Origin of the sequence: Arthrobacter castelli DSM 16402, from assembly GCF_000430705.1 — a bacterium.
In the GTDB taxonomy this organism is placed as follows: domain Bacteria; phylum Actinomycetota; class Actinomycetes; order Actinomycetales; family Micrococcaceae; genus Arthrobacter_C; species Arthrobacter_C castelli.
In genome coordinates, this window is the sequence record NZ_AUMN01000003.1 from 264,604 (window position 1) to 289,717 (window position 25,114).

The window sequence follows — 25,114 nt, forward strand, 5'->3', positions numbered from 1 at the left end:
CCAATGCGTCACCGGACATTCAGGTCCTTTAGTTGATCGGTGATGCTGCGGGGTTTGCGCCCCAGGAGGCGCGAGAGCGTGGGGTCTGAATGCGCGAAGTGTCCGCTCCTTGTCGCCTGGAACATCGACAGGGTGAAGCGCGCGACCGCCTCGGGAGCGCCGCTGGCCGTCGCATCGGCTACCCATGTCTCGTCGTCGACGACGACGCGATCGATCTGGCGACCGGTGAGCTCAGACGCGGAGGCGGCGAAGTCCGCGAGGGTGACGGGATCAGGCAGCGTCAGGTCGATCGAGCCGTCGAACGGATCATCAGTTGTGAGGATTGCGGCGGCGGCCTCCGCAGCATCTCGCCGATCGACCCAGGAGAAGGGGCCGTCCGCGGGCATGGCGATGACGCCCGTTTCCTGCCACGCACCGAGCAACTGGGCGGGGTCCCCGTAGAAGCCGTTGCGCAATGAGGTCCAGGCGACCCCGGAAGCTGCGAGGTGCGCTTCGGTGGCGGCGTGGATCGCGAGCGGCGGATAAGGAGTGTCGAAAGCTGTCCCGTGGGCACTCGTGTACAAGATCCGCTGAGCCCCCGCATCGACGGCAGCATCAATCGCCCTGCGGTGCTGTGTGACCACGTCAGCAGTGACGTCGCTGGAGGAGACCAGGAGCACCTGGTCAGCGTCGGCGAACGAATGACGCAGTGCCGAAGGGTCGTCGTAGCTGCCTTGCCGTACGCGGACACCTTGATCGGCCAGGTGTGTCGCACGCGCGGGATCGCGGACGCTGACGCCGATCTGGTGTGGAGGTACCCGCTTCAGGAGATGGTCGACCGTGGCCCCGTTGAGAGTGCCGGTAGCTCCGGTGACGATGATCATCTGACAGTCCTTTCGCGGGGACGGCGATCTGACGTGGTGATTTGGCCGAGTGTCGGGCGAGCGGCCCGGGATGAAGTTGACCTGTCTGGTCAACTTCCCGTCGACCCCATCCTGCATTAACTTGACTGCTAAGATCAAGTTAATCGTCGATTCGGAAGGAGCCTGCACGTGTCCGACTCCCACGGTGCGCCGACTCTCCGCTCGGATGCCCGCCGAAACGTCGATCGGATCCGACATGCGGCGGTACAGGTGTTCCGGGAGCAGGGGTTCTCTGCGCCGCTCGAGGAGGTCGCGGCGGCCGCCGAGGTGAGCAAGGCGACCATCTTCAATCGGCTCGGAGGAAGGGTTGGGCTGATCGATGCCGTCATCGACGACGTCGTCGCGGCGGAGCTGCGGGCTGTCATCGAGGATGCGCGGACCGTTGTCGAGGTCCGGGAGCGGATCTGCTCCTATATCGGTGCACTCCGGGACCTGCAATATCGACTTCCGGCAGTCAATGATGTCCTGCTGCAGGAGTACCGCGACTCCGAGCCTCTGCTCGCCCTGTGCCATGCCGGGACGACTTTCCACGACAGCCTTGTCGCAGAGGGGCATGCCGCAGGCGTCCTGGTTCACGATTTTACGTCCGCTGACTTCCAAGCACTCGCCCGAGACAACGCCCTGGCGCTCAAGCACGGTGGCCGGCCGCCGCGCGCTGACTACGATCGCCGAACCGCGTTCGTCGTCGGCGGGATCTGCATACCGATGCGTGTGTTGGCCTGACCTCGCGGGCTTAAGTAGATGGCCCTACGTGTGGGCACGTGGTTGAGTTCCGCTTCAACGTCTGACGTTATTGACGCGACGCGTTATATGCAGGGAGACTTTGATGGCCTCACAGGCGCAGCAGCAGCACACTGTAAATGACTATCCAGATGATCCAGCCCAGCCAGCCGACGAGGCCAAGCATTCCGGACCAGTGGGGGCCCGAGAGGCGATAAGGCGTCGCTGAGGCTCCCACCAACAGCAGCAACGCGCTGACGTAGCCGATTACGGCATGCCACACCGGAATAAGACCAGTGCTGTCGCCCGCGATGGTGAAGCCCAGTAGGGCCGTCGCCAGGAACACTTGATTGAACCCGAACAACACGATGCTCAGGGTCCACAGTCCCCCTGCGGTGCTTCGGGCCCGCAATGCGCCGTCGGCGACGGCGAATCGCAATGCCTCGATGCAAGCAAATGATGCGTTTTGCAGCAGCACTCCGCTCAGGCCCACCAGCGCCCAGGCACGCATACCTGGACCGGGCATAGCGCCCCACAGCAGCTCGAGCAGGCCCGCCGCGAAAATGGTCAGGCAGAGCCACGAGGTGGGGGCGAGTACCGCTGAGCGCCGCAGTGCTGGACCCGCGCCCGCAAATGCTTCGCAGGTCTGTTCCAGATCGCCGCCTGCGGTGGGCAGCGGCAGGCCGTTTCGGCCGTAGATGACGTTCACGGCGACCGCGAGCAGCACGAACCCGAGCCCGCCCAGGGCGGCAAGAGTAGTGATCGTCATCGTCAACGCTCCCGTTTGAGGGCCTGGACCGCAAGCGGCATGATGCCGGAGTCGTTCGGGCCGAGCAGGGCCAGTACCGTGCCACGGTCGACGCGCAGGTCGAGGCCGTCGACGACGGCGGTGGAGCCGAAACGTTTGGTCAGCCCGCTGGATTCGATGGCAGGATTTGTCATGAGCCCTGGTGATGGGGCAGTGACTGCTGCAATCCGTCGATCAACGACTTCAGGCCGAGTTTGAAGTGCCCACCGCGCTCGGTACTCGCCGCGGCTGCAGCGAGTACGTTGAACCCGGCCGAGCCTTGTTCGGGCCGGCGGCTGCGTTTGGCTTGTGCTTCCTTGTTGCTCATCGCGATCGCATGGCCTACCACGAACTCGTTCACGCACCGTGCTGCCTGCAGAGCAGCCGGGCTGGGGACGCCCTCATCAGCCATCTTCAGCAGCGCGCGCACTGCCCACTCGGTCGCATCCGGAGAGCGGACCGGCCGCCGGGCGAACAGCAACACTGCCTGCGGGTGGGCGAGTAGCGCATCCCGCAAAGCGGTGCCGTAGGCAAAGACCAGATCCGGCCACGGGTCGCCCCACGGCAACCCGGCGACGTCCACCGCCCGATGCATTTCCGCGACGACCTCGTCGAACAGATCCTCGCGATCGTCGAACCGGCGGTAGATCGCCATCGCGTCCACCTCGAGTCGAGTGCCCAGCTTGCGCATGGAGAAGTTGTCCAGACCCGCGGAGTCGATCAGCTCCAGTGCAGCGTGAGCGATATCTGCACGGCTGAGGGGCCGTGCCGGGCGCCGGCTGTTCATGTGCTCCATCATTTCACCTCCTCACTATGTACGAGACGATTAGACTACAGTGTAGACAGCGAATTGTTAACAGCGTAGTCTCCTCGTATGAATGAGGTGTCGCAACGGCGACGGCGCAGTTGGAGCCCCTGCCTGTGGGCATGGCGGGTGCTGCTTGCGCTGGCAGCAGCGGGCTACCTCTTCCAGGCGGTATCGGCCGGGCAGTTCCTGCAGGGCGACTATGACTTCCTGCGGATCCACCAGATCGGGACGACGACGCTGGATGTCGTGATGTTCCTGGCGTTGATCGCCGCAGGGCTACTCAAGTGGCTCTCGCGCGGACCTCTTCTACCATTCCTCGGAACTCTGGGCGTGCTCCTGGTGTCCCAGGCGCAGTCCGGAACGGGCGCGGCGCGCGTGGTGTGGTTGCACGTGCCTCTCGGTGTGGTCCTGATCGGCCTGGTGTGGGTGCTCGCCTGGTACGCCTGGACGCTCCCCGCGAATCGGGGGAGCCGACGATGAGCGAATCCGCTCGCGAGCGCCGGAGCATCAACCGGCGGACATTCATCGGTTCCGGGGCAGCCGCCGTGGCCGCCGGTGTGCTTGGAGTGCCCACATTGGCAGGTTGGCGCGGGCAGAGCTCCACCGGTACGCAGTTGCGCAGCGGGATAAGACTGCCACCGCCGTTTCGGCGTCCAATGGCCGTGCCCCCGGTGCTGACCCCGTCCAGCCGGACGGAGGATGCCGATGTGTACCAGATGCGGCAGTACCCGGTTCCCCTCGAGGTGGTGCCGGGGTATAGAACTACCGTCTGGACCTACGGCGGGAGCTTTCCCGGACCGACGATCCGGTCCCAGTCCGGCAGGCGCACCGTCGTCGAGCACACCAATAAGCTTCCGGTGCCCACCGTGGTGCACCTGCACGGCGGCGTCACGCCACCGGAGAACGACGGTTACCCCACCGACCTCATCCTGCCGGACGAAAGCTGGGTCGGGTACGGGCACGGCGGCGACACCACCGTTCGTACGCGCACCTACGAATACCCGCTGCAGCAACGAGGAGCCACCCTCTGGTATCACGACCACCGCATGGACTTCACCGGTCCGGCAGTGTGGAACGGACTGGCCGGCTTTCACCTGGTCACCGACGCCGAGGAGGAGCGGCTAGACCTACCCGACGGGGCACGGGAACTCCCGCTCGCCCTGATGGACCGCGCATTCGATGCCCAGGGGCAGTTCCTGTACCCGAGCCTCGATCCTGAACTCATCGATCCTCCGGGTGTGCGGCAACCTTACGAGTCCGGCATGCTCGGCGATGTCATACTGGTCAACGGCCGCGCCTGGCCCTACCACCAGGTCGATACGGCGCTGTACCGCTTGCGGTTCCTGAACGCGTCCAACGCGCGCAGATACCGGCTACGTTTCGAGGTGGGCGGCGAAGAAGCGGACTTGCCGATCACCCAGATCGGTTCCGACCACGGATTGCTCGCCGGTGCTGTGCGACATGAAGCGCTGACGCTGGCCCCAGCAGAACGTTTCGACGTCCTGGTCGACTTCCGGTCGCTGCAGCCGGGCACGCATGTGCGGGTCGTCAACGACCTGGGGTCGGGAACCACCGCAGACGTGATGCGCTTCGACGTCACCCGCCGTGTCACCGATGAACTGGAGGTTCCGGAAGTTCTGAGTCCCGGCATCGAGCGACTGCATGAAAACGAGGCCGTCCGCACTCGGCAGATGACCTTCCGCTCGCAGACCATCGACGGCATGCATGGCTGGGTCGTCAACGGTGAACCATTCGACCCGCACATGGCACACGCGACCGTCGAACTCGGCAGCACCGAGATCTGGGAACTCACCGGCGACTTCCATCATCCGATTCACCTTCACCTTGCTCCGTTTCAAGTGCTGGGGCGTGGTGCAGGCGGGCCCGGCCCCTTCGACAGCGGCTGGAAGGACACCATCGATCTGCGCCCCGCCGAAACGGCACGCATCATCGTACGGTTCGACGGATACCGGGGACGGTACGTCTTCCACTGCCACAACCTCGAACACGAGGACATGATGATGATGGCCAACTTCGATGTGGTTTGACCTTTCACGAACTGTCAAAGCCTATGACCCCGGGATCGTGCGAGAGCAGCGAGTGGGCTCTACGACGGGAGGCGTCGTCGGTGCTCGTAGACTCCGGTCGGGCATCGGCTGAACGATCTCGCCGTTGATTGCTGATTGCAGCCAGAGGTTGGTATGTGCGGCGATGTGGTGGAGTTCCGGTTTAACGTGTAGTCGCGTTCCCGTTCTACCTCTGGACTTTGGTTGAATGCCGGGGTGAGCACATGCGGTCGATAGAAGCGATGGAGACGACTGGCGATGGCACCGTCGGCAATGTTCGAACGCAGAGGATTGGTAGGAGCCGTTTGCACCCGCGCTGTTCGGAAGCACGCTGACGGTGGTGCTGGCGGACCTGGACGAGGATCCTTTCGACGAGTTCTTACCGTTTAGGCTATCGTGCGACGATGTTTTCATGACTCTCTCAACCCCGACGCTGGAAACTGAACGACTGCGATTGCGTCCGTTCACTGACGTCGACGCCGAGGACCTTTTCGCGTTGCAGAGCGATGCCTACGTGCTGCGCTATTGGGACTCTCCGCCGTGGACTGACAGGACGTCGGTTGCGCGCTTCATGGCCCGATGCCAGCAGATGGCGGAGGAAGGCAGCGGTGCGCGCGTTGCGATCGAACGTATCTCTGACAAGGCTTTCGTCGGCTGGTGCACCTTCAACGAATGGAATCCTGACTTTAGAAGTGCTTCCCTAGGCTACTGCCTCCATCAGGCGGCCTGGGGTCGTGGCTATGCGACGGAGGCGGCGCGCGCCCTGCTTCAGTGGGCTTTCGACACGCTCGAGGTCAATCGGATTCAGTCCGAGGTTGATAGTCGCAATGTGGCATCTGCCCGTGTGCTCGAGAAGCTTGGCTTCGAACTCGAGGGGACGTTGCGCGAGGACTGCATCGTCAACGGCGATGTTTCTGACTCATGGGTGTACGGGTTGCTGCGGCGTGACTGGGCGGGCTGAATTCCCGAGACTCACGCTGGATTTGCGAGAGTTGTTTGCGTCGCCTTGCACTTCAAGATAGCCGGGGTGCGTTCGTGGTCGTCTCGATACGTAGACGTTTCAAACCGTGGCGATGCGGTTGAGTTCAGGTTCAACGTGTAGCGACCCCGCAGCGCCGGAGCCACGCGAATCTGCGGCAGAGATCCTCAGCCGTCAACATGCGTGGGTGATGCTCGTGCGAGCCGTATCACGAGATCATCCGGGACCGGCTTGCGCGGCGGGAAGGTGACGCCGGTCTTGCTCGCTCTGAGGCCCGATTCTGCGATCTCTTCGGCATGATCTGAGATCGCAGGTGCGAGAACGTACAGCCCGACCTGCTTGCTGAACGCCGCGTAGCTCGCAACGACCGTGCCACGAATCCTGAACCCCGGCATGTTGTACGCCGTCATCTCCTCTGCATCCGGGAGAGCCTTACGCAGGAGGTCCCGGAGGTGGTCGAGAACCGGGCGGAACGCCTCCGGCGCAGCGGCGATGTAGGAGTCGTGGTCAGCGATGGTTGCCATGTCTCTGCCTTCCTCTCAGGTGTGGAAACTCTAGCTGCGCCCGTTTGTCGGTCTCCGGAGGCGAGTCTGGGGGAGGCGGACGTGATCGGTGCGGCTCACCTAGCCAGGCCCGATCACTCAGATCGTTCTCCGTGCTGGAACGCGGTGGAATTCAGATTTAACGTGTAGTCTAGTTCCCGTTCAACGTCTGGTAAACTGCGGCGTCTCACACCTGTTGTCTTCATGTGACACGATTTGTTCGTGACGTCGATTCAGACACTCAGTCACTCGGCACTGTGTCATCTTTGGGCGCTTGGCGTTGGGCTGCGCGGAGCGGGTGTTTCCGCTGATCGACGCCGGTTCCGATGCACGAGATCCAGGCACTGCTCGTGTAAGTGATTTTTGATCGGACTCTGTGTGTTCCCACCAGATAGCACTTCCTATCCTGGGTGTCGCACGTGTGCTACGATAAGCACATGAGCATTAGCGATCCTCAGGGCGAGAGCTTGTCACAGCGCGAACTTCGCAACGAGTCTGGCCGCGTGCTCCGCGCGGTGAGCGAGGGCCATTCCTTCGTGCTTACCAACAGGGGGACCCCGGTCGGTCGCATCGTCCCTCTCGATGCCCCGGCTCCCACGCTGCCAATTGCCCGGCCGGCCAGACGCGTCGGAGGCTGGGCAGCCCTGAGCCCTGAGCGCTCCGAGGCTGACCGACCGATGACGCAGATTATTGATGAGCTGCGGGAGGATCGGGTGTGAAAGACGTTCCGGTCGTTTACGCCGACACTTCTGCGCTCGGAGCGCTTCTGGTCGAGCAGGATGAGACTCATGCGTTGGTTGACTGGCTTGATCGATCACCCGTCAGGCTCGTATCGAGTGACCTACTCGAGACTGAGCTACGGCGAATGGCCGTGCGGGAGGGACGTGACCAGTCGAAAGCAAGCGGAATCCTCGACGGAGTTTCCCTCGCAGTTCTCGATCGGGCGACATACCGGTCTGCCGGATTCCTGCCGATGCCGTACCTACGCACCCTTGACGCTTTGCATCTGGAGGCGGCGATGCGCCTTGATGTCGATGCTGTCCTCACCTATGACCGTCGACTCGCCGAAGCCGCGCGCGAGGCTGGGCTCGATGTCTTCACCCCCGGCCAGACGTCTTGAGGATGCTCACCCTGCTCTCTTTCCGTGATGCTGGAGTTGTCGACAGAAGTTTCGGCATCGTGAACTCCACATGGTCCTAACCGTGGTGACCCGGTGATGTTCAGGTTCGACGTGTAGTTCGCTTACGCCATTGGCGTCTGACCAAGCGGTGGTGACGCTGGCTGGCAGCCTTATGCTTGGCGGGTCTTCGTGCAGCGCAGTCATCAGCTCAGAACGTCGAGGGGGCGGCGACCCGGCGGTATCCGATCCGTGCTTATCCTCACCATGACCGGTATCCTGAGGGCATGCCTGAGATCGCCATGACGCCCGAGACGCTCGCCATGCGTGAGCTTCTCGATGCGCGCCGTGATGAGTTCCAGATACTGCTCGACCGGCAGGCGCGACGAGCCCCAAGCTGTTCGGATCCGTCGCCCGCGGTACCGCCCATCCGGGGTCGGACATCGACATCCTTGTCGAGATGGATCCAGCGGACGGGAACCTGCTCATGCGGACGTCAGGGCTGATGGAGGCGGCCCAGGCGCTGTTCGGTCGGGGCGACATCGACGTGTTCCCCGTCCAGCTGCTCAAGCGGCCGATCTCTGCTTCTGCGCTCGCCGACGCGATCGCGCTGTGAGCCGCGACCCCGCTCAGCGGATGGGCTGATGTTCTCGTGGCCGTCGAGCGATGCCAGCGGTATGCCACTGCTCTGGACGGTGATGTCGACGTCGCGGAGGTGGCAGAGGACGCGATCGAGCGCAACCTGAGATCATCGGCGAAGCCGTGAACGTGCCGGAACTCGGTGGAGTTCCGGTATAACGTATAGCGTTATTGACGGGGGCGTTATGTTCTGGTCTCGTGATCAGATCGTTCGGGAATAAGGACACAGAGCGACTGTGGCGTCGTGCGCGGGTGCTATCCATCGATCCTCGGATCCAGTGGGTGGCGCTGCGCAAGCTTCGTCAGGTGGGATCCGCGATCGTGCTGAATGACCTGCGGATGCACCGGGAAATCGGCTCGAAGCGCTGAAGGGCGATCGGGCCGGACAGCACAGCATCAGGATCCACGATCAGTGGCGAATCTGTTTCGTATGAAACGGATGCCGGACCAGAGGAGGTGGAGATCGTTGACTACCACTGACAAGCTCGCCCCGATCCACTCGGGTGAGGTCCTCATGGTGGACTTCATTGAAGGGTTCGGGATCACGCAGAACAAACTGGCGGTGTCGATTTGTGGCGGATAGGCTGCTGCCCAGCGCTGACGAAGGATGGTCTCCGGTCACTGCTGGGGAGTGCGGCGACGCCTGGGTCGAGGATCTCGAGGTCACATCGGGCGGCCTGCGCCCGGGCACGAGCAGATGAGCAAGTCGGTCGAGCTGCTTATCGAGCGGTCGAGCTTGTCGACGCCCGGGCTCGCATTAGTTGCGTGGCGTCGACGACTCGTGCGGTAATGCCGAGTCTGACCCGGCGGGGCAGGAGGTTCGCAGCCCAGGACATGGCGGCGGTTGATGGCCTGGCCAGGGCGGTCGGCCCCGGCGACCTGTGCTGGATGGCGCGTATCGCGGCGGCGGCCACCTGTTCGGGTGTCTGTCGAGTGCCGCTGTACTGCTCCGCGCCGATCTGGTCGAAGAACTCGGTCGCGGTGAGCCCCGGGGCAAAGGCGAGCGTGCGGATGCCGGTCTCGCGCAGTTCCCACCAGAGGGCTTCGGTGAATGCGATGACGAACGCCTTCGACGCGGAGTAGACGGCCATCCCGGGAATCGGTTGATACCCCGCCTCACTGGTGACGTTGATCAGCATGCCGTTGTCCGCTGCTCGCAGATCCGGGAGGAAGGTGCGGCTGAGGTCGACGACGGCCGCCACGTCGACCCCGATCTCGTCAGCCAGCCGGTCGGGGTCCTCGTTCTCGAAGGCGCCGTCTGTTCCAAAGCCGGCGTTGTTGATCAGGCTGGTGATGTGTACGCTGCGCCGGTGCAACTCCTCCCGGATTGCGGTGCCCTGCCGGCGCAGCGAGAGGTCGGCCGAGACGGTTTCGACACCGATGCCGTGGGTGGATCTGAGTTCGGAGGCGAGGGCATCCAAGCGCTCGATTCGGCGGGCCACCAGGACCAGGTCGGAGCCGCGTGCCGCGATTTCCCGGGCAAGGGCACGGCCGATGCCCGAGCTCGCGCCGGTGATGAGGGTGGTCTGGGAGGAGAAGTCGATAATTGTAATAGCGACACTATAAGTCACAAATGACACTCAGTGCCATAGGCGGCGCATGGTTCGTTGCGGAGATATGATCGGTGGATGACTGATGACAACCCCGAGAGTCTTCGCGAGCGCACCCGCCGCGCGGTTCGCCAGCAGCTCGCCGATTCGGCGATGCGGTTGTTCGTCGAGCAGGGGTTCGAGGCGACCACGATCGACCAGATCGCCGCCGATACCGGAATCTCGCGTCGGTCGTTCTTCCGCTACTTCGCCAGCAAGGAGGACGTCGTCCTCGGCGAACTCTTCGACCGGGGCGGAATCGTGGCCACTGCGCTCGCCGGGCGGCCGCCGGGCGAATCGCCGTGGGATGCCGTCAAGGCTGCGTTGCTGGAGCTGCAGCGGGTGACGAGGGCCAGCGATGAGTCTGAGCTCCAGTTGGGCCGAATGCTGTACGACACGCCGACGCTGCGTGCGCGACACCTGGAGAAGCAACTCGCGTGGCAGGACCTTCTGGTCCCGATCCTGTCCGAGCGCATTCGTTCGACCGGTCGGGCCACTGGAATAGACCCCCCCACTCGCGGCCGCTGCCATCGTGGCAGGTGCCCTCGCATGTCTCGACGTGGCGGCGGAGAGCTGGGTCCGTCAGGACGGCGCGATCGCACTCGAGCGGCTGTACGACGACGCCGTTGCCGCCATCCGAAGCTGAGGACCGGGCAGGGCCCGTGGATCGAGGTTCTTCTTCTGCCCGAGCGCGGACGCCGCCCCAGCGGTGGCTTTCGACGATCGTCCTCGACCGAATATGATCTCCGAGATCCTGCCGCCGGAGCCTGATGGCCGCGTCATGGCGTAGATGGAAGGATTCGCCGGTGACGTTGCGACCACGGCAGGCAAGCTCGCCGAGCAGTACGCCGGTGTTCTCGTCGGGCGTGAGCAGGCGGGCTTGACGATCCATAACCGCTGACGCCCGGATAGCAGCGGTCTGTCAGGCACACAGGGCAACGTGCGCGACGCGGAACAGCAAGGACTTCACTGGCACCGGAGTCGAGCTGGTCGACCCCTGGGTCACCTCACCAGGAGACCTGAGAAGTTCGTCAGGGTCCGGCGTACCCCATGGCCGTCATTCCCTTAGAGCAGCGGCCACGGCACCGCCGGCATCTCACCGCTCGGAGCCGGAAACCGCCCTGCCAATCGCAACTGGGCGCAGCGCGCGGAGAGCGAGGCGATTTCTTCCGCGCTGAGCAAGTCCGCCAGGGTTCGGCCCAGTCCACCGTGCAGTCCTTCGCTGACACGATCTATGCCGTCGCGTTCTTCGGCGGTCAGAGCGTCTCCCAGCCATCCCCACAGGATCGTGCGCAGCTTATGGTCACGATGAAAGGTGAGCCCATGGTCCACACCGTGTCGGTGTCCGTTAGTCATGGCAAGAATGTGGTCGCCTTTGCGGTCGGCGTTGTTGACGACCAGGTCGAACACGGCCATGCGTCTGAGCGCCAGCGAGTCTTCATGTACGAGGGTGACCATCTGTCCGTTCTCATCTTGTCCCTCGAGAACGCTTTTCCAGCCCGTCTCTGGCACGTGGTTCGTCGCGAGCAGGCCCACGGCGTTTTGGGCGGGGTCTTGCTCCTGCCAGAGCTGCACCATTCCTTCGCCCATCGGACCATCGCGCAGCCAGGTGTGCGGCACGACGTCCCAGCCGAAGGCCTGCGAGATCAGGTAGGCGGCCACCTCCCGGTGAGCCAGCGTGCCGCGGGGGAAATCCCACAACGGGCTTTCGCCTGCTATCGGCTTATAGATGACCAACACGTCGTCGATACTGCCCAGAAATGTAGCGTTTGAAGCCGTCGTGATGCGGCCGGTGAGTGTCAGCTCGGCGGTCGCCAGGTCCGTCGCTGGCATCAGGCCTCGGGAAAGGTGCAGATGTGTCCGTCGGCGTCTATGGGGTAACCGCAGAGCGAGCACATCGGACGCCCGGCGCCCACGATCTCACGGGTGCGTTTGGTGAATGCGCGGGCGGCGCCGACCGGCATGCGCACCAGCAGCATCTCGGGTTCCGTAGCGACGTCCTCATCAAGCGAGTCGTCATTGTCATCGGTGATGGGGTAGGCCTCAATGACGATCTGGGCCGTGGTTGGGTCCCAGCCTAAGCCCATGGCTCCCGCGCGAAACTGCACCTGGACGGCCTCGAGCTGGTCATTGTCGACAAGTTCAATGGGAGTACTCGTGGGAACGCTGAAGCGGTTGGCCTCGACGGTGATGAGCTGGTCGAGAATTTCATCGATCTTCTCCGCGAGCAGAGCCGACTGCTGCTTCTCCAGGGCAATAGTCACGATCTGCGCCCCTGCCCGCACCTGCAGGTAGAACGTTCGCGCCCCCGGGAGCCCCACGGTGCCAACTACGACCCGATCAGGCCAATCAAACTCGTGAACACGTGTAGGCATGTCAGTCATGTAACTAGTCTAGGCGCTTGAGGTTCATGGCGTTTTTTGCCCCGCACCGCCGCCCACCGGCGCATCGCCGGAGTGGATGTCGTTCGATAGCCACGACAGATCACCCGCGTCGGTGTTGGTCGCGTAGACGCTGGGCCGACTAGCGCCGTAGCTCACGAGCGATACGGAAGCGGGGCCCACGTTAATACGCTGGAACAGGTCAAGATGCATGCCGAGCGCATCGGCGAGGATTGACTTGATGATGTCACCGTGACTCACCGCCGCCCACACGGCCTCTGGCCCGTACGCGGCTTCGAAGTCTGCATCGTGGCGTCGAATCGCTGCAACTGACCGAGCCTGCATCGCGGCCATGGATTCGCCCCCGGGAAAGACGACGGCGGACGGTTGCGACTGCACAACCGACCACAGATCCTCGGTCGCGAGGTCACTGAGCGTGCGGCCCTGCCACTGACCGTAATCGCATTCGGTGAGATCAAGATCGACCGAGGAGTGAGGCGCGCCAGTCTGGCGATCGAGGATGAGTTGCGCGGTCTCCTGGCAGCGCTCAAGAGGGCTCGACACCACTCCGACCACTGGCACGGCCGCGAGCCGGTCTCCGGTCAATGCCGCTTGGTCTCGCCCGATCTGGTCCAGGCTGACGCCGGCGGAGCGACCGGCCAGCAGTCCAGTGGCATTGGCTGTGGTGCGGCCGTGCCGCACGAGAATAACTGTCGCCATCCACCCAGCCTAACCACGCGGTCGATGGCGGTGTGAGCCGTGCGGGTCTGGCACGAGCAGTACGTCAAGCGCGTCGACAGGGCGGTCCAGCGGGCGACCTTGCGGAAGCTGGAGCTGATCCATGCGGCGAAGGATGTCGAGGACCTTCGGGTCCCACCGGGGAGCCGGTTGGAGTGGCTGGTTGGTGACCGTCGCGGGCGCAGCAGCATCCGCGTGAACGCGCAGTGGCGCATTTGCTTTGTCTGGAGAGATGGAGGTGCGGAAGATGTCGAACTCGTCGAGTACCACTGAGGCGGACCTCATTGAGCCGATCCATCCGGGAGAGATCCTGATGGAAGACTTCATCGCGGGGTTCGGGATCGCGCAGAACAAACTCGCCGTGTCGATCGGCGTCCCGCCGCGGCGGATCAACGAGATCTTTCACGGCAAGCGGGGTATCACCGCTGACACAGCGATCCGTCTGGCGCGGTACTTCGGGACCTCGGAGGAGTTCTGACTGAACCTTCAGTTCCACTATGAGCTGCGGATCGAACGACGGGAGCTCCTACCCACCGCAGATGCGCTCACCGACTCCTTCCACGTCCTTCTCACGGACCAGCGCGGTCACGGTCTCAGCACGCGCCGACCGGTCGACTTGTCGCGCAAGGCCTTCGTGGACGACGTCGTCGCCGTGATCCAGCAGTTCATGCCAGGAGAGCTGTGCACGCTCGTTGGTCAGTCGATGGGCGCTCACACAGCATTCCTCACCGCTGTGGCCCGACCGGACCTCGTGGATCGGGTGGTGATGCTTGAGGGGCATGCCGCCGGCAGTGACAACCCGGATGCAGCGGCGGCTCTCGGCCGGTTCTTCGCGTCCTGGCCGGCCCCGTTCGTGGACGAGGTTTCGGCCCGCGCCCACCTCGGCGACGAAGCCATCGTGGATGCCTGGGTCGCCGATCTCGAGGTCACGCAGGAGGGACTACGTCCGCGTTTTGACGCCGACATCATGGAACGCGCGATCGCGGCGGTCCATGAGCCACGTTGGGTCGAGTGGGAGGCGCTCGAGGCCCCGACGTTAGCTGTCTTCGCAGAGAACGGGATGTTTTCCGAGGCGGACAAGGGTGAGCTGATACGACGTCGGGCGGCTACCGACCGGGTGGACCTCGCAGCCGGCAGTCACGATGCCCATCTTGACGCGTTCGACGAGTGGGTCGGCGTGCTTCGTAGCTGGCTGCTGCACGGCACAACCCATACAGCGATAGCCAGCGAACGCTGAGGTTGGTCTGTGCCGGGACCCGGTCGAGTTCCGCTTCAATGTGTGATCCACTGCGATCCCAGGACCGCACGCCGCCCTGGTCACGACGTCAGGAGGCGTTTGCGCCGGTGTCGTATCGGAGTCGTCGATTGGCTCGAGTCGCTCACGGGCGACGTCGCGATCACGTCGGTCACCCTCGCAGAACTGCTGGCGGGCGTGCGGCGGCTCCCGTACGGTCGGCGCAAGGAAGCGTTGACGGCGCGAATCGAAGCCGCGCTTGAGCCGTACCGCGGCAGCCGCTCGGTGCTGCACTTCGATGATCTGGCGGCTGATAGGTATGCCGACGTCCTCGTCGCTCGCGAATCAGCTGGATCGCCGATCAGCACGGCGGACGCACAGATCGCAGCGATCTGGGGGTCCGCGTCTGGGCGTGCATCTCATGGGGCAGGCCGCGCGGTCGATGCGCGATCACGATGGCATCTCGTTCGGCTATCTGGGCTGTCGAGAAGAAAGTGGTACCTTTCTATGCGTCAGGGTGACATCGACCTACGCGGGAGAGCCTGGTAGTTGCTGAACCCAGATGGACCAACGTGTGGGCACGTGGTGGAGTTCCGGTTCAATGTGTAGTCGGTTCCGATTCGGCCACATTTGATAGCGTGAGTGCGCTGAACTACGGATGGCTTCTCTGAGGCAGCAGGCATATTGGGTAGTGGCCACAGCACCTGCATAGCGACCAGGTGTTTATACGCAGGATTCATGTCGTCTGTTTGGTCGAGGTCGATTACCGGTACTTCGCAGGAGTACCGCGTTCAGCGTCCACGATGCATGGTCTGCCTGAATAATCCGCGCCTCGGGTAGCCTGTAGGCATGGCTGACGTCGCCGTGACTCCTGAGACGCTCGTCCTCCGCGAGCTCGTCGTCTCGCGCCGTGACGAGTTCGATACGCTGCTCGGGAAGTACCGGGCGAAGAATCCCCGGCTGTTCGGCTCCGTCGCACGGGGCACAGCTCATGAGGGAAGCGACCTCGACATCCTCGTCGAGATGGACCCGGCCGATGGGAACCTGCTCATGCGGGCGTCTGGGCTCATGGAAGAGGTTCGCGAGATGTTCGGCCGTGACGACGTCGATGTATTCCCGATGCAGTTGCTCAAGCGTCCGATCTCACAATCGGCGCTTGAAGACGCGATCGCACTGTGAGTGCGGAGATGGGCGGGCAACGACGCGCCGAACGCCGTAGCGCAAGCGGCGCATTGGCGACATCATAGACGCGATCGAGCGCTGCAGGCGGTACATCGGCGCGCTCGACCAAGGCGTCGAGGCAGACATCGTCGACATGGCCGAGGATGCAATTGAACGCAATCTCCAGATCATCGGGGAAGCTGCGAAGCATCTACCCGCGGAGGTCACCGACGCGCACCCTGAGATCACGTGGCCGCAGATCCGCGGGTGCCGGAACATCCTCGTCCATCAGTACTTCGGGGTCGACGTGGAGGTCGTTCGCGACGTCGTCGAAACCTACCTGCCAGCTCTTGCTGAGTCGCTTCGCAGCCACGTTACCGACGCGAATTCGGATCCACGAGGCTGACCCGCCGTGCTTCAGATGGGGCATCGGGAGTGGGCCTCTTGCCGCAAACGTTGGTATGTACCGGAACGTGGTGGTCGAGTTCCGCTTCAATGTGTGATCGCAGGGCTCACCAGCCCGGCACTGCCATTGGATCAGTGTTCGCGCCGGTAGTGAATGGCGACTGCGCCGTTGCTTAGCGGTTCTGCTGAGACCAATTCGAGCCGTCGCGTGCTGGGCAGCCCCTGCTGGTACAGCGTCGGGCCGTGCCCGGCGATCCTCGGGTGGACCAGGAACTTGTACTCGTCGATCAGGTCCAAACGATCCAACTCAACCGCGAGGTTGCCGCTGCCGAGGAGAACGCCTTCCGGCGTCGCGTCCTTCAGTCCCTGCACGCTGGTGCGTAGGTCGCCCGCGAGGTGGTGACTGTTGGTCCACGGGAAGTTCTTACGCGTGGATGACACGACGTACTTCGGCTTCGCCTCCAACTTGGTCGCCCATTCGCGCATCGACGGCGGTGCTGCCTGCCCGCCGCTGGCAACGGCGGGCCAGTAACTCTCCATCATCTCGTAGGTGACACGGCCCCACAGCATCGCCCCGCACCCGTCCATGAGCCGGGTGAAGGAGGCGTGCGTCTCATCGTCGGCGATTCCCTCCTCGTGATCGATGCAGCCGTCCAAGGTGAGGTTGATACTGAAAGTCAAGAGTCCCATACGGTGATCGTAGGGGGTCGCGAGCGGGTCCACCGCCGTGAATCGGCATACTCTTGAATTCGGGTCTGTCTGGCGTCGTTGCGCGGTTCGGCGGCGGTTCCTTCGAGTTCGACCATCTGGCCAGGGGTCGCCGGATCGGCCGATTCCTCCCTGCCGCGGAAGAGGGTGGTCCTGCTGCTCTCCGACCCCGAGATCCTTCGGAAATGGCTACGTGGCCTCGTGCTGCACGAGCCGCTGAACGGGGTGCACGGGCAGGTCGGCACAGAGTCCCGCGTCGTGTTGCAGATGGGGCAGCAGGAGATGGAATGCACTGAGACCATCACGCGTCGGGAGCCGTCGGACCTGGACCGGATCTCGAATGACGACGTTGTGCACTTCGATCGCGAGATCGTCGCCCAGGGCATGTGGAGCGTCACCCGCGACCAATTTACTGAAGTCGGTCCGGAGACAACGCTGTGGGAGAGCGAGAATGAGTACCGGTTCAGCAGTCTGCCAATGCGACTGCTGAGTCTGTTCATGCGTGGTGCCTTTCGCAAGCAGTCGCGGCAGCACATGCAGGACTTCAAGGCGTTCGCCGAGCAGGGGACTGACATTCGCACAGTGGAAGGCTGACCCGGGGCGCTCTGTGCAGAGGTTGCGTGATGCCGGAACCGGCTCGGTCGTCGATAACCTCACGCAGGGGCTGATCGACTTCTTTGCACCTGTCACCGTGGCGATCCTCCCGCTGATCACTTTCCGCTACGAGCTGCCAGCGAGGCTGCGGCAAACGAGGCCGGGCGGCGGCGTGGCCAACTTTCCGACGCAGGCGAAGGTAAGCGGCATTCTCGACGGCGTTTCGCTCGCGGCTCTCGATCGGGTCACGTACCGGTCAGCCGGATTCCTGCCTCTGGGCTGGATGCCTTCGCCCCTGGCCAGACGACTTGAGGATTCTCACGCTGCCCTATTTCCGTGACACGGTTTGTTTGAATCGCTCGTGACTCTTGGGATCCGTGTCCCGGCCCAAGCGGCTGAAGCTTCTGTCAGTCAACTTCGCCTCACCGGGGGAGACCGCGAGGTCGACCTCATCGTCCAGGGAGTGGGCGGCCAGGTTGTGGGTATCGAATTCAAGTTGGCTCCAGACGTTACTGACTCCGATGTCAGGCACTTGAAGTGGTTTCGGGAGAAAACTCCCGATCGGGTCGTTGACTTGGCGGTGGTGAAGACGGGCAAAACTGCCTACCGGCGACCAGACGGCGTCGCCGTCGTTCCTCTGGCTCTGCTTGAACCGTAAGCACCGCAGTGTGCCGAGCGCTGAGGTCGCTGGACTAAGAGTCGTGGAGGTTGAGTCTGGGTTTAACGTCTGTTTGTAGTGCAGTCGTCTCCCTTGGTGAGCACCTCTGGCGACCAAGCCGTATAGCGTGGAGATATGAGCATAGGTTATGAATACCAGATGACAGTGCCGGCAGAAGCTGGCGACGTGTGGCATCGGGTCCAAGAGGTGCTCAGCCTACTGCCGGGTGTTGACGCCGTGGAGGTGGAAGCCAGTGTGGTGAAGGCTCCGGTCAACACTAACTGGAGATCCTGGGGCGAGAAGGTCACTGTCTCAGGGGAACGCTTCATTCTGATCTCACCGGAGACGCGAAAACAAGTGGCCACGCAACCTTGTTCGGCGTCTTGGATAGCCGGGACGACTGCACGCACCTGCCGTTGAGAAAATGGGACGCCGGCCGCTCTTCAATCCAGGGTGGCCGGACCGGCTTCAGTGGGAGTGGGTAGTTCTCCCCATCGCGACTTCTCAGTTCTGCCTCTACAGTAGTTACTCGACTGGAGGGGTATGACATGACGTTGAATCAATGGGATGTGGATCCTGGCGCCGCGCGGGGCATCATCAATACGACACGGACTCACGCCGAATCATTTACGGCGAAGGAAGACGCGCTGCAGGGCGCTGTGGAGGACGCTGCGACGGCCTCCGACAGCAGCCTTATCACCGGCGCCCTCAAGGGTACTTACGAGAACTATCTGGCCAAGGTGTCAGCCGTGGCCGGCCTGACCGCCCTCAACGTCGCGAACGAAGGCGACAAGCTCGTCAATGCCTTCGTCGACGCAGACAAGATCATGGCAGACCACGCGCGCTCGAACATGGATGATGTCCCCTCGTCCCCTGAAGAGGCACGTTGAGTGTCGACCTGAGCGGATTGCCGAAGCTGCCCGACACCTCGGTCTTGCGGGACAAGGCAGCGGCGATCACCACCGCCGCGGATGACGTGGAGACGTTATGCGATGACTGCTATACCGATTGGCAACCGATTCAGGGAGCCATCTCCTGCAGCTACGGTGAAGATGTCGTCTACGCTGCCATGAACCGGATGGACGAGTACGGAGAGGGGGTAAGCCTCTCCGGCAAGGCCGTGGATTCCGCGCTGACTGCCTACTGCGACGAGGTGGACGGCCTGCGAAGCCGATACGAAGCCGCGGTTGCCGACGCGCGGGTCTGCTATGCGCCAGATGCGACGACGGACGATGGCAGTGACCCGGAGCAGGAAGCCCAGGACGAAATCAACGCTGTGGCGAGGCAGCTTAAGGAAATGGAGCAACGCTGCGCGGACTCGATTAAAGCTGCCGATCCCTCCAGTAGCGTTGTGGCACCACCCAATTACCCGACATCCGTGGCGGTTGCGGGCGGCGCCACCAAGGATGCACTGGAGCGGCTCCGCGTGCGCGATTACCGGTTCACGATCTCCCACACGGTTACCACCCGTACGCTGGATTACTCGCGACTGGAGGTTCGTTTTGCCGACGGCTCCAGCCTGACCCATGAACGACTGGTGCTCACCGAGTCCGCCACCCGTGTGGACGTTGAAGTCCGCGGCCGGACCACTGGGATGGACCTTTCGCCTGGTGGTGGTGGCGTGGGTGAACCACCCCGCTGGGCCAAGTTGGGTGGCAATGTGTTGGGCGTCCTTGATGTCGGCATGACAGCGTGGAGCGCGGGAACAGACGAATGGAACGATGACCTGATTGAACATCCCGAGTACTCCGACGCGGAGCAATGGGGTAGCGCCGCGAAATCTGCGGGATTGCGGACTGTAGGAGCCGGGGTCGGAGGCGCCGCAGGCGCTTCAGTGGGGGCAGTAGCCGGTGCAGCCCTCTTCGGGACCATCGGCTCGGTGGTGCCTATTGCCGGCACGGCTGCCGGTATCGCGGTTGGCGGTTTCGTCGGCGGCGTTGTCGGCGGGTTTGTCGGTGGTACTATCGGCGAGGGCATCGGCGGGTTCGTCGATAACGTCACTGACGGCGAGGGCCTCGGCGAAGCTATCGGCAACGCCTGGAACGACCTTTGGGGCTGATGAAGCCTTGCTAGGAGCGGAAAGTGCCTGAGTATGTTCTGATCTGTCTTGTACTGGTCCTGATTCTCATCGTCGGAGTGGGCTTCATGGGCACATTAAGCTACCTTGGCTACACCGGACGCTGGCGCCGATTCCTCACCATGCAACCGATACTTATGCCGGTGGGGCGTTATTGGGGGTTGCTCACCGCTGCGCTCCTGGGAGCCGCTGCGTTTTGGGCCTGCGGTGCCGCCACCCTGTTCGTCCTGCCAAGGACCAGTATATGGGCCGAAGAACACTCGTTCTGGTTCCTTACCTTGCCCACCTTGGTCTTGTTTGCGGGTGCCTACCTGTTCTCCTGGTGGCTTCCCTACCGCCTACGGCCGCAGTGGTTGATCGAGCACGATCGGGGCACCCGATATGACCCTGTCGTCAAGGCGGCCACCGCGCAGGCGCGGAAACAATAAGCGAAAGGACTCTGATGGAGCGCGCATTGACTGCCGGGCCCTTCACCCTGACGCCTCCCCTGGACTGGGAGGCGGGCCCGCATGTGGACGGGACCGACGTCGTCGTGCTGTCTCCCGCGCCGGACCATGGCGAGTTCCGGCCGAACCTGGTGGTGAATTCCGAGCCGTTCGGTGGTTCGGCCGCAAAGCTATCCACTGTGACGCTCGCCGGTCAGCAGGTGACGATGATCGACTACCACCTTATTGATGTGGATGTGTGGGACGGCGCCGTCCCGGACGGACGACGCTTCGAATATCTCCACCGGCAGGGGCAGTTCCTGCTGCACTGCATCCAGTTCACGGCCGCGGTCGATGGGAGGGCAGCACACGTGACCTTCACCTGCGCCGAACAGCAGCTGGCACGCTGGGATGGCGCCATCCTCGATTGCGTCGATTCGATTGAGGTGGCCCCATGACCGGAATCCCGGACCGCGAACCACGAATGGACACGTACGCCACCGAACGCGTCGGGAAACCACGGGAGGATCTTTCCGGCCTGGCCGTTCGCCAACCCTATCGCAGCGCCGGGCCCTGGCTCTCTCCCGATGCCCTTGAGCTGCTGGGCATGCTCGGTCCCCGGGCCGTCGTCGGCGTTTCCCCGGACGGGTCCGAGCTGGTGACCAAGCGGGGCGGACTGGGTATGTTCGAGAAAGGCGGCAACGCTGCTGCGCTGGAAGAACTGAAGCGGTCAGAGCTGGCCAACGACGACGGCAAGCTGACGAGCGCGGGCCTGCTGTGTACACAGCCGTTGCGTGAGACTCTCGGCGCGTGGCGGATCACTGCGCGGCTGGGTGGCAGGCAGTCCCTGCTGCAACTTTGGACCGGCGCCGACGGCGATGCTCTGGTGCTCGCCGGCCCTTCCGGGCACGAGCATGTCATGGCCGACCCTGCCCAAGGTCAGTTCTCCGGGCACGCGCAGATGGACTACATTCGGGCAGGCGAGGCCGCCGGCGTGGTGACCAGCTGGCTCGGTATCGGCCCCTCCTGGTTCCATCAAGAGCCGCCTTTCGCGCTGGAATCTCACGTCTACGACGCGCGTCTGCAGGACCGTATGGCACCGCCCCCGGCGCCGGCACCGGGCCCGGCTGAGTTGTGGGAGCATCCATGGTTGGGCTGGCAGGTCGAGGGCGAGGACGGAGCCTCTGTCACGTTCATCAACGCGGGCTCGGCCGGTCAGTACCTCGTGCACGCAGAGTACGGAAAGGCAGTGTTCGAGCGCGTTCCCGCCCGTAACGTGTATCGGCATCTTGCCACGATGTTCCTGGGCGCCGGGGTGGCGCCCGGATAGTGCTGCGTCTGCTGAATAGGTAAGGGGCGACCGCTGACTCCTCACAGCGGGATTCCAGATTTTTCATCGACCGACCTCACGATGCCGGCGCCCTGGGACTTGATCTATGGTCTGCCTCGTCGTCTCCAGCTGTGTCTAGTCTGCGCGATTGTTCTCGCCGAGGCGGCGGGATCGGCCGGCACCTGCTGCATGAGGTCTTCGTCAGGGCCCCTGGCAGCGAGCCGGCGGTTCGTGTGAGGGTGGCGCCAGCGAAATCCATGGCTCCGCCGTCAGGCAGGCAGCGTGCCTCAGATTCGATCCGGCCCCCTCTCCAAATGCGGTACCATAATCTTGTACCATTCGTCGATGCGAAGGATCGCCCGCCATGTCCATCAGTGCCAGCGAAGCGCGCAAGAGGCTGTTCCCACTCATTGAACGAGTCAACGACGACCAGGACGCCATCGAAATTGTCTCCCGCGGGGGCAACGCGGTTCTCATGCCGGCCGACGAGTACGCGGCGTGGCAGGAGACTGCCCACCTGTTCCGCTCGCCCGCCAATGCTCGCAGGGTGCTCGATGCCTACGACCGTGCCCGTGCGGGGAAGACCCAGGTTCACGACCTCGACCGGGAGGAGTGAGTGCGCCTGGTTTGGGACCGCGATGCTTGGGAAGATTACAAGCATTGGCAGAGGCCCGACCGTAAGGTTCTCAAACGGATCAACACCCTCATCGATGCCTGTCTCCGCGAACCTTTCGCTGGGATCGGCAAGCCGGAACAGCTCAAGTATGGTGCGCAAGGAGCGTGGTCGCGGCGCATCACCGACGAACATCGGCTGGTGTACCTCGTCGACGGCGACGAACTGGTGATCCTCCAGGCTCGCTACCACTACTGAGGGCGGTGACAGCGTTCGCGCCATCTTTGTCCCAGGTTTGTTCAGGACGGGTTCCGCCCGTCGTGGGAAGTTATCCACAGATTTCGATAATGAGCTGCCGCGGATGCGAGAGTGCTCCAACATAGTTCCCATGGGAATCAGATACTACGCATACGCATTTGACGCTGATCAGACAGGCCAGGCACTGGCTGACCCACGAAGCATGATCGGCGCCGACCCGCTTGCCGACACGCTGGGACTGCAACCAGGTTTTACCTCGGGAGTGACCGATTTTGAGCAGTCCCTTCCGGAGAGAGACCTGCTGTATCTCGATAAATCCTGGCGCTACATGCAAGAGCTCACGGCGCCGGTGAGCGCCGAGGTGACACCAAGGCCCGCATATCGGATGTTCGAGGGAGATGTCACCCACTGTAGCGACGGGTGGGCCCCATGGGTGAGAGCCGTTCCGCCCGACGAAGTTGCGATCATCGCCGCTGATCTGGCGGGCATATCGTTGCATGTGATGGCAACCGCGCAACCTGCTCGATCTGAAGGGAGCCAGACGGATTATGAGATCGAGTATTTGAAGAGCGCGGTGGAGTTCGTGACCCGGCTTGCCGCGACGAACCGCGGACTGGTTTACCTGATCGGGTAGATGCCCAATCGTCGTCAGTGAAAAAGAATCCCGGCTCGCAGGACCAGCGTGGCACCGCTCGGTCGCATGACACCGCTGACCATGCGCACGCCTCGGTATAGACTCGTGCAGGATGAACGCACCAGCGTCGGGGTCGGATGCCCGGGGGCGCCTCGGGCCGGTCTTTTACGCCTCGCTGCTGCTGTCGGTCGTGTTCGTTGCGTTCGGTCTGATCTTCCCGCGGGGGCTTACGGAGTCCCTCGCCGCGATTCGCGAGGTCGTCGTCGGGACCTTCGGGCCTGTCTATCCGGTAGCCGTGTCGCTGCTGCTTCTGTTCGTCGTCGTGCTTGCGCTGGTGCCGGTGGGGCGAAAGCGGCTCGGCGGCCCCGACGCGAAACCGGAGTTCGGTGCCATCTCCTGGGTCGCGATGCTGATGAGCGCCGGGGTGGGGCTCAGCTTTCTGTTCTGGGGCGTCGCCGAGCCCCTCATCCATCTTGCAGACCCGCCGTACGGGGCAACCGATCCCGGCTCTGCCGAGGCTGCCCGCGCGGGGATGCGGTACTCGTTCCTGTTCTGGGGTCCGCATGCGTGGGGAATCTACGCTGTCGTCGCGATCGCGATCGGCTACGCGAGCTTCAACCGGGGAAGCGGCATGCTCGTGAGCGCGGCGCTGCGCCCGCTATTCGGACGTCTCGTCGACGGGTGGGTGGGCAATTTCATCGACACGCTCACCGTGCTGGCTATGCTGTTCGGCATCGCCACCTCACTCGGCCTCGGCACGGGTGAGCTGAGCGCCGGCCTCGCCAGCCGGTTCGGTATCGCCGACTCGTACGGAGTGAAGATCGCGATCGTCGTCGGGCTGATGACGTTCGCAACCATCTCGGCGATGACGGGGCTGGGGCGCGGGATCCGTGTCCTCAGCCTGGTGAACGCAGTCCTCTGCGGGGTGCTCCTGGTGTACGTGTTCGTCGCCGGTCCCACGGAGTCGATCATGTCCACGCTTGGCACCGGCGTCGCGGACTACGCGGCCGCCTTCGTGCCGATGGGCCTCGCGACGGAGGGCGCGGCGGGTGACGCGTGGACGGGGGAGTGGGTCTATTTCTTCTGGGCGTGGTGGATCGCGTGGGCGCCGTTCGTGGGGACATTCATCGCGCGCATATCCCGTGGCCGCACGATCCGCGGCGTCGTCACCGGCGTCGTGCTCGTTCCGAGCCTCGTGAGCGTTGTGTGGTTCTCGGTCTTCGGCGGCACCTCGCTCCAGCGTGAGCTCAGCGGCGCCGTGTCGGTGTCGGACACAGCCGGAGAGGCCAAATCGATTGCCACCCTCGCCGTGTTCGACACACTGCCGCTGACCGGGCTCGCGCTCGTGCTGCTCGTGCCGGTGCTGGCCCTGTTGTTCATCACCTCAGCCGACTCGGCCTCGTTCATGCTCGGCAGCACGACGACGGGCGGCAGCATGAAGCCGCCGCGCCCGATGCGGCTGATGTGGTCGTTCGCCGCCGCGTTCGCGGCCGTCCTGCTCCTCAGCGGAGGCCGGGATAGTCTTCGCGGCGCTGCGGTCATAGCTGCGGCGCCATTCACACTCATCCTCCTCGGCATGGTCCTCTCGCTCTTCATCATGCTCTGGCGGGACCGCGCGGTGCCCGGGCGGAGGGATACCTCTTGAACTTTAATCTGCGACGTAATATAGCGAGGAACCCGCGAAATGGCGGCGATACAGGGCCGTAAACACGGTGTGCCGTTCTTGTCTGCAAATTGACACGGAGGCGC

35 protein-coding genes and 3 pseudogenes are annotated in these 25,114 nt (G+C 63.5%); 28 read left to right on the forward strand and 10 right to left on the reverse strand.

What is annotated here, in order from left to right; genetic code table 11:
• Positions 1 to 8: 8 nt before the first annotated feature.
• Positions 9 to 863 carry an SDR family oxidoreductase gene (locus tag H535_RS0105765; RefSeq protein WP_026818802.1) on the reverse strand — a complete coding sequence of 285 codons (855 nt, stop codon included), beginning with the start codon at positions 861 to 863 and terminating at the stop codon, positions 9 to 11.
• Positions 864 to 1,031: 168 nt separating this feature from the next.
• Here H535_RS0105765 and H535_RS0105770 point away from each other — a divergent pair, with 168 nt between their 5' ends.
• The gene (locus H535_RS0105770) at positions 1,032 to 1,625 is read left to right on the forward strand and encodes a TetR/AcrR family transcriptional regulator (RefSeq protein ID WP_035768435.1); all 594 of its coding nucleotides are present in this window, start codon (positions 1,032 to 1,034) and stop codon (positions 1,623 to 1,625) included.
• 109 nt (positions 1,626 to 1,734) lie between these two features.
• Here the strand turns inward: H535_RS0105770 and H535_RS0105775 are convergent, their stop codons facing one another.
• Genes H535_RS0105775 through H535_RS27610 form a run of 3 tightly spaced genes read right to left on the reverse strand, consistent with a single transcriptional unit; the run spans position 1,735 to position 3,208 of the window.
• Positions 1,735 to 2,391, reverse strand: a complete 657-nt coding sequence (locus H535_RS0105775; protein WP_026818804.1) for a hypothetical protein — start codon at positions 2,389 to 2,391, stop codon at positions 1,735 to 1,737.
• Between the two features lie 2 nt (positions 2,392 to 2,393).
• The gene (locus H535_RS28900; RefSeq protein ID WP_155838552.1) at positions 2,394 to 2,564 is read right to left on the reverse strand and encodes a hypothetical protein; all 171 of its coding nucleotides are present in this window, start codon (positions 2,562 to 2,564) and stop codon (positions 2,394 to 2,396) included.
• Positions 2,561 to 3,208, reverse strand: a complete 648-nt coding sequence (locus tag H535_RS27610) for a TetR/AcrR family transcriptional regulator (protein ID WP_051298599.1) — start codon at positions 3,206 to 3,208, stop codon at positions 2,561 to 2,563. Before H535_RS27610 ends, H535_RS28900 begins: the two co-directional genes overlap by 4 nt.
• A gap of 75 nt (positions 3,209 to 3,283) precedes the next feature.
• Here H535_RS27610 and H535_RS23730 point away from each other — a divergent pair, with 75 nt between their 5' ends.
• From H535_RS23730 to H535_RS0105800, 3 genes are all read left to right on the forward strand, one after another.
• The gene (locus tag H535_RS23730; RefSeq protein ID WP_155838554.1) at positions 3,284 to 3,697 is read left to right on the forward strand and encodes a hypothetical protein; all 414 of its coding nucleotides are present in this window, start codon (positions 3,284 to 3,286) and stop codon (positions 3,695 to 3,697) included.
• A complete protein-coding gene (locus H535_RS0105795; RefSeq protein WP_035768439.1) occupies positions 3,694 to 5,265 on the forward strand; it encodes a multicopper oxidase family protein in 1,572 nt (523 codons plus the stop codon). The genes H535_RS23730 and H535_RS0105795 overlap by 4 nt, the downstream gene beginning before the upstream one ends.
• A gap of 430 nt (positions 5,266 to 5,695) precedes the next feature.
• Positions 5,696 to 6,244, forward strand: a complete 549-nt coding sequence (locus H535_RS0105800) for a GNAT family N-acetyltransferase (RefSeq protein ID WP_026818806.1) — start codon at positions 5,696 to 5,698, stop codon at positions 6,242 to 6,244.
• A 185-nt stretch (positions 6,245 to 6,429) separates the two neighbouring features.
• On the opposite strand, the gene H535_RS0105805 is transcribed toward H535_RS0105800, so the two are convergent.
• A complete protein-coding gene (locus H535_RS0105805) occupies positions 6,430 to 6,786 on the reverse strand; it encodes an iron chaperone (RefSeq protein ID WP_026818807.1) in 357 nt (118 codons plus the stop codon).
• 455 nt (positions 6,787 to 7,241) lie between these two features.
• On the opposite strand from H535_RS0105805, the gene H535_RS0105810 reads away from it, so the two are divergent.
• From H535_RS0105810 to H535_RS28270, 6 genes and pseudogenes are all read left to right on the forward strand, one after another.
• Positions 7,242 to 7,523, forward strand: a complete 282-nt coding sequence (locus H535_RS0105810) for a type II toxin-antitoxin system Phd/YefM family antitoxin (protein WP_026818808.1) — start codon at positions 7,242 to 7,244, stop codon at positions 7,521 to 7,523.
• A complete protein-coding gene (locus H535_RS0105815; RefSeq protein WP_026818809.1) occupies positions 7,520 to 7,924 on the forward strand; it encodes a type II toxin-antitoxin system VapC family toxin in 405 nt (134 codons plus the stop codon). Before H535_RS0105810 ends, H535_RS0105815 begins: the two co-directional genes overlap by 4 nt.
• Positions 7,925 to 8,318: 394 nt before the next feature.
• Positions 8,319 to 8,363, forward strand: a pseudogene (locus H535_RS30340) (nucleotidyltransferase domain-containing protein); the annotation flags it as partial.
• Positions 8,364 to 8,381: 18 nt separating this feature from the next.
• A complete protein-coding gene (locus H535_RS23735; protein ID WP_342667717.1) occupies positions 8,382 to 8,537 on the forward strand; it encodes a hypothetical protein in 156 nt (51 codons plus the stop codon).
• Positions 8,538 to 8,758: 221 nt separating this feature from the next.
• Positions 8,759 to 8,929, forward strand: coding sequence for a hypothetical protein (locus H535_RS30170; protein ID WP_281171226.1), 171 nt, complete (start codon positions 8,759 to 8,761; stop codon positions 8,927 to 8,929).
• Positions 8,930 to 9,026: 97 nt separating this feature from the next.
• A pseudogene (locus H535_RS28270) lies at positions 9,027 to 9,131 on the forward strand (HigA family addiction module antitoxin); the annotation flags it as partial.
• A 148-nt stretch (positions 9,132 to 9,279) separates the two neighbouring features.
• Here the strand turns inward: H535_RS28270 and H535_RS0105835 are convergent.
• Positions 9,280 to 10,131 (reverse strand): SDR family NAD(P)-dependent oxidoreductase, encoded by an 852-nt coding sequence (locus H535_RS0105835; protein ID WP_162144853.1) that lies wholly within the window; start codon positions 10,129 to 10,131, stop codon positions 9,280 to 9,282.
• A 57-nt stretch (positions 10,132 to 10,188) separates the two neighbouring features.
• Between H535_RS0105835 and H535_RS23740 the strand changes: the two genes are divergently transcribed.
• Positions 10,189 to 10,920 (forward strand): TetR/AcrR family transcriptional regulator, encoded by a 732-nt coding sequence (locus H535_RS23740; protein WP_169728261.1) that lies wholly within the window; start codon positions 10,189 to 10,191, stop codon positions 10,918 to 10,920.
• Positions 10,921 to 11,214: 294 nt separating this feature from the next.
• Here H535_RS23740 and H535_RS0105850 read toward each other — a convergent pair whose 3' ends face one another.
• Genes H535_RS0105850 through H535_RS0105860 form a run of 3 tightly spaced genes read right to left on the reverse strand, consistent with a single transcriptional unit; the run spans position 11,215 to position 13,250 of the window.
• On the reverse strand, positions 11,215 to 11,982 hold the full coding sequence (locus H535_RS0105850; RefSeq protein ID WP_026818811.1) for an SCO1664 family protein: 768 nt from the start codon (positions 11,980 to 11,982) through the stop codon (positions 11,215 to 11,217).
• Entirely contained in the window at positions 11,982 to 12,524 is a 543-nt protein-coding gene (locus H535_RS0105855; protein ID WP_026818812.1) for a DUF3090 domain-containing protein, read from the reverse strand. The genes H535_RS0105850 and H535_RS0105855 overlap by 1 nt, the downstream gene beginning before the upstream one ends.
• 33 nt (positions 12,525 to 12,557) lie before the next feature.
• A complete protein-coding gene (locus H535_RS0105860; protein WP_026818813.1) occupies positions 12,558 to 13,250 on the reverse strand; it encodes an MSMEG_4193 family putative phosphomutase in 693 nt (230 codons plus the stop codon).
• A gap of 39 nt (positions 13,251 to 13,289) precedes the next feature.
• Between H535_RS0105860 and H535_RS0105865 the strand changes: the two genes are divergently transcribed.
• From H535_RS0105865 to H535_RS0105890, 6 genes and pseudogenes are all read left to right on the forward strand, one after another.
• Positions 13,290 to 13,541 (forward strand): type II toxin-antitoxin system RelE/ParE family toxin, encoded by a 252-nt coding sequence (locus H535_RS0105865; protein WP_026818814.1) that lies wholly within the window; start codon positions 13,290 to 13,292, stop codon positions 13,539 to 13,541.
• A pseudogene (locus tag H535_RS23745) lies at positions 13,516 to 13,743 on the forward strand (HigA family addiction module antitoxin); the annotation flags it as partial. The gene H535_RS0105865 and the pseudogene H535_RS23745, both read left to right, overlap by 26 nt.
• A 33-nt stretch (positions 13,744 to 13,776) precedes the next feature.
• Positions 13,777 to 14,505 (forward strand): alpha/beta fold hydrolase, encoded by a 729-nt coding sequence (locus H535_RS23750; protein ID WP_245580179.1) that lies wholly within the window; start codon positions 13,777 to 13,779, stop codon positions 14,503 to 14,505.
• A gap of 42 nt (positions 14,506 to 14,547) precedes the next feature.
• Entirely contained in the window at positions 14,548 to 15,051 is a 504-nt protein-coding gene (locus H535_RS23755; RefSeq protein ID WP_245580171.1) for a PIN domain-containing protein, read from the forward strand.
• Positions 15,052 to 15,351: 300 nt separating this feature from the next.
• The gene (locus H535_RS0105885) at positions 15,352 to 15,681 is read left to right on the forward strand and encodes a nucleotidyltransferase family protein (RefSeq protein ID WP_026818815.1); all 330 of its coding nucleotides are present in this window, start codon (positions 15,352 to 15,354) and stop codon (positions 15,679 to 15,681) included.
• Between the two features lie 73 nt (positions 15,682 to 15,754).
• Positions 15,755 to 16,069 carry a HepT-like ribonuclease domain-containing protein gene (locus tag H535_RS0105890; RefSeq protein ID WP_281171228.1) on the forward strand — a complete coding sequence of 105 codons (315 nt, stop codon included), beginning with the start codon at positions 15,755 to 15,757 and terminating at the stop codon, positions 16,067 to 16,069.
• Between the two features lie 131 nt (positions 16,070 to 16,200).
• Here H535_RS0105890 and H535_RS0105895 read toward each other — a convergent pair whose 3' ends face one another.
• Positions 16,201 to 16,758, reverse strand: a complete 558-nt coding sequence (locus tag H535_RS0105895; protein WP_026818817.1) for a dihydrofolate reductase family protein — start codon at positions 16,756 to 16,758, stop codon at positions 16,201 to 16,203.
• A gap of 165 nt (positions 16,759 to 16,923) precedes the next feature.
• On the opposite strand from H535_RS0105895, the gene H535_RS0105900 reads away from it, so the two are divergent.
• The 11 genes from H535_RS0105900 to H535_RS23765 all read left to right on the forward strand — a co-directional run bounded on the left by H535_RS0105900 (position 16,924) and on the right by H535_RS23765 (position 25,010).
• On the forward strand, positions 16,924 to 17,370 hold the full coding sequence (locus tag H535_RS0105900; protein WP_245580173.1) for an SRPBCC family protein: 447 nt from the start codon (positions 16,924 to 16,926) through the stop codon (positions 17,368 to 17,370).
• Positions 17,371 to 17,392: 22 nt separating this feature from the next.
• Positions 17,393 to 17,710, forward strand: coding sequence for a hypothetical protein (locus tag H535_RS29570; RefSeq protein WP_211236531.1), 318 nt, complete (start codon positions 17,393 to 17,395; stop codon positions 17,708 to 17,710).
• An 866-nt stretch (positions 17,711 to 18,576) separates the two neighbouring features.
• Positions 18,577 to 18,918, forward strand: a complete 342-nt coding sequence (locus tag H535_RS0105915) for a DUF6507 family protein (protein ID WP_026818821.1) — start codon at positions 18,577 to 18,579, stop codon at positions 18,916 to 18,918.
• Positions 18,915 to 20,087: a hypothetical protein gene (locus H535_RS0105920; protein WP_026818822.1), complete on the forward strand. Its 1,173-nt coding sequence runs from the start codon at positions 18,915 to 18,917 to the stop codon at positions 20,085 to 20,087. Before H535_RS0105915 ends, H535_RS0105920 begins: the two co-directional genes overlap by 4 nt.
• Before the next feature lie 23 nt (positions 20,088 to 20,110).
• Positions 20,111 to 20,533 (forward strand): hypothetical protein, encoded by a 423-nt coding sequence (locus H535_RS0105925; protein ID WP_026818823.1) that lies wholly within the window; start codon positions 20,111 to 20,113, stop codon positions 20,531 to 20,533.
• Between the two features lie 14 nt (positions 20,534 to 20,547).
• Positions 20,548 to 20,988 carry a DcrB/PsbP domain-containing protein gene (locus H535_RS0105930; RefSeq protein WP_026818824.1) on the forward strand — a complete coding sequence of 147 codons (441 nt, stop codon included), beginning with the start codon at positions 20,548 to 20,550 and terminating at the stop codon, positions 20,986 to 20,988.
• Entirely contained in the window at positions 20,985 to 21,860 is an 876-nt protein-coding gene (locus tag H535_RS0105935; protein ID WP_026818825.1) for a hypothetical protein, read from the forward strand. The genes H535_RS0105930 and H535_RS0105935 overlap by 4 nt, the downstream gene beginning before the upstream one ends.
• Before the next feature lie 364 nt (positions 21,861 to 22,224).
• Positions 22,225 to 22,476 carry a type II toxin-antitoxin system Phd/YefM family antitoxin gene (locus H535_RS0105940; protein ID WP_026818826.1) on the forward strand — a complete coding sequence of 84 codons (252 nt, stop codon included), beginning with the start codon at positions 22,225 to 22,227 and terminating at the stop codon, positions 22,474 to 22,476.
• Positions 22,477 to 22,731 carry a Txe/YoeB family addiction module toxin gene (locus tag H535_RS0105945; RefSeq protein WP_026818827.1) on the forward strand — a complete coding sequence of 85 codons (255 nt, stop codon included), beginning with the start codon at positions 22,477 to 22,479 and terminating at the stop codon, positions 22,729 to 22,731. It abuts the gene before it with no gap.
• A gap of 202 nt (positions 22,732 to 22,933) precedes the next feature.
• Entirely contained in the window at positions 22,934 to 23,365 is a 432-nt protein-coding gene (locus H535_RS23760) for a DUF1877 domain-containing protein (RefSeq protein WP_155838556.1), read from the forward strand.
• A 112-nt stretch (positions 23,366 to 23,477) separates the two neighbouring features.
• Positions 23,478 to 25,010: a BCCT family transporter gene (locus H535_RS23765; RefSeq protein ID WP_051298603.1), complete on the forward strand. Its 1,533-nt coding sequence runs from the start codon at positions 23,478 to 23,480 to the stop codon at positions 25,008 to 25,010.
• Positions 25,011 to 25,114 lie beyond the last annotated feature (104 nt).

Bases quoted from the DNA above. Each gene is read 5' to 3' on its own strand.
- H535_RS0105765 (WP_026818802.1), bottom strand. From the start codon at position 863: ATGATCATCGTCACCGGAGCTACCGGCACTCTCAACGGGGCCACGGTC.
- H535_RS0105775 (WP_026818804.1), bottom strand. From the start codon at position 2,391: ATGACGATCACTACTCTTGCCGCCCTGGGCGGGCTCGGGTTCGTGCTG.
- H535_RS28900 (WP_155838552.1), bottom strand. From the start codon at position 2,564: ATGACAAATCCTGCCATCGAATCCAGCGGGCTGACCAAACGTTTCGGC.
- H535_RS27610 (WP_051298599.1), bottom strand. From the start codon at position 3,208: ATGATGGAGCACATGAACAGCCGGCGCCCGGCACGGCCCCTCAGCCGT.
- H535_RS23730 (WP_155838554.1), top strand. From the start codon at position 3,284: ATGAATGAGGTGTCGCAACGGCGACGGCGCAGTTGGAGCCCCTGCCTG.
- H535_RS0105795 (WP_035768439.1), top strand. From the start codon at position 3,694: ATGAGCGAATCCGCTCGCGAGCGCCGGAGCATCAACCGGCGGACATTC.
- H535_RS0105800 (WP_026818806.1), top strand. From the start codon at position 5,696: ATGACTCTCTCAACCCCGACGCTGGAAACTGAACGACTGCGATTGCGT.
- H535_RS0105805 (WP_026818807.1), bottom strand. From the start codon at position 6,786: ATGGCAACCATCGCTGACCACGACTCCTACATCGCCGCTGCGCCGGAG.
- H535_RS0105810 (WP_026818808.1), top strand. From the start codon at position 7,242: ATGAGCATTAGCGATCCTCAGGGCGAGAGCTTGTCACAGCGCGAACTT.
- H535_RS23735 (WP_342667717.1), top strand. From the start codon at position 8,382: ATGGATCCAGCGGACGGGAACCTGCTCATGCGGACGTCAGGGCTGATG.
- H535_RS23740 (WP_169728261.1), top strand. From the start codon at position 10,189: ATGACTGATGACAACCCCGAGAGTCTTCGCGAGCGCACCCGCCGCGCG.
- H535_RS0105850 (WP_026818811.1), bottom strand. From the start codon at position 11,982: ATGCCAGCGACGGACCTGGCGACCGCCGAGCTGACACTCACCGGCCGC.
- H535_RS0105855 (WP_026818812.1), bottom strand. From the start codon at position 12,524: ATGCCTACACGTGTTCACGAGTTTGATTGGCCTGATCGGGTCGTAGTT.
- H535_RS0105860 (WP_026818813.1), bottom strand. From the start codon at position 13,250: ATGGCGACAGTTATTCTCGTGCGGCACGGCCGCACCACAGCCAATGCC.
- H535_RS0105885 (WP_026818815.1), top strand. From the start codon at position 15,352: ATGGCTGACGTCGCCGTGACTCCTGAGACGCTCGTCCTCCGCGAGCTC.
- H535_RS0105895 (WP_026818817.1), bottom strand. From the start codon at position 16,758: ATGGGACTCTTGACTTTCAGTATCAACCTCACCTTGGACGGCTGCATC.
- H535_RS0105915 (WP_026818821.1), top strand. From the start codon at position 18,577: ATGACGTTGAATCAATGGGATGTGGATCCTGGCGCCGCGCGGGGCATC.
- H535_RS0105930 (WP_026818824.1), top strand. From the start codon at position 20,548: ATGGAGCGCGCATTGACTGCCGGGCCCTTCACCCTGACGCCTCCCCTG.
- H535_RS0105935 (WP_026818825.1), top strand. From the start codon at position 20,985: ATGACCGGAATCCCGGACCGCGAACCACGAATGGACACGTACGCCACC.
- H535_RS0105940 (WP_026818826.1), top strand. From the start codon at position 22,225: ATGTCCATCAGTGCCAGCGAAGCGCGCAAGAGGCTGTTCCCACTCATT.
- H535_RS23760 (WP_155838556.1), top strand. From the start codon at position 22,934: ATGATCGGCGCCGACCCGCTTGCCGACACGCTGGGACTGCAACCAGGT.
- H535_RS23765 (WP_051298603.1), top strand. From the start codon at position 23,478: ATGAACGCACCAGCGTCGGGGTCGGATGCCCGGGGGCGCCTCGGGCCG.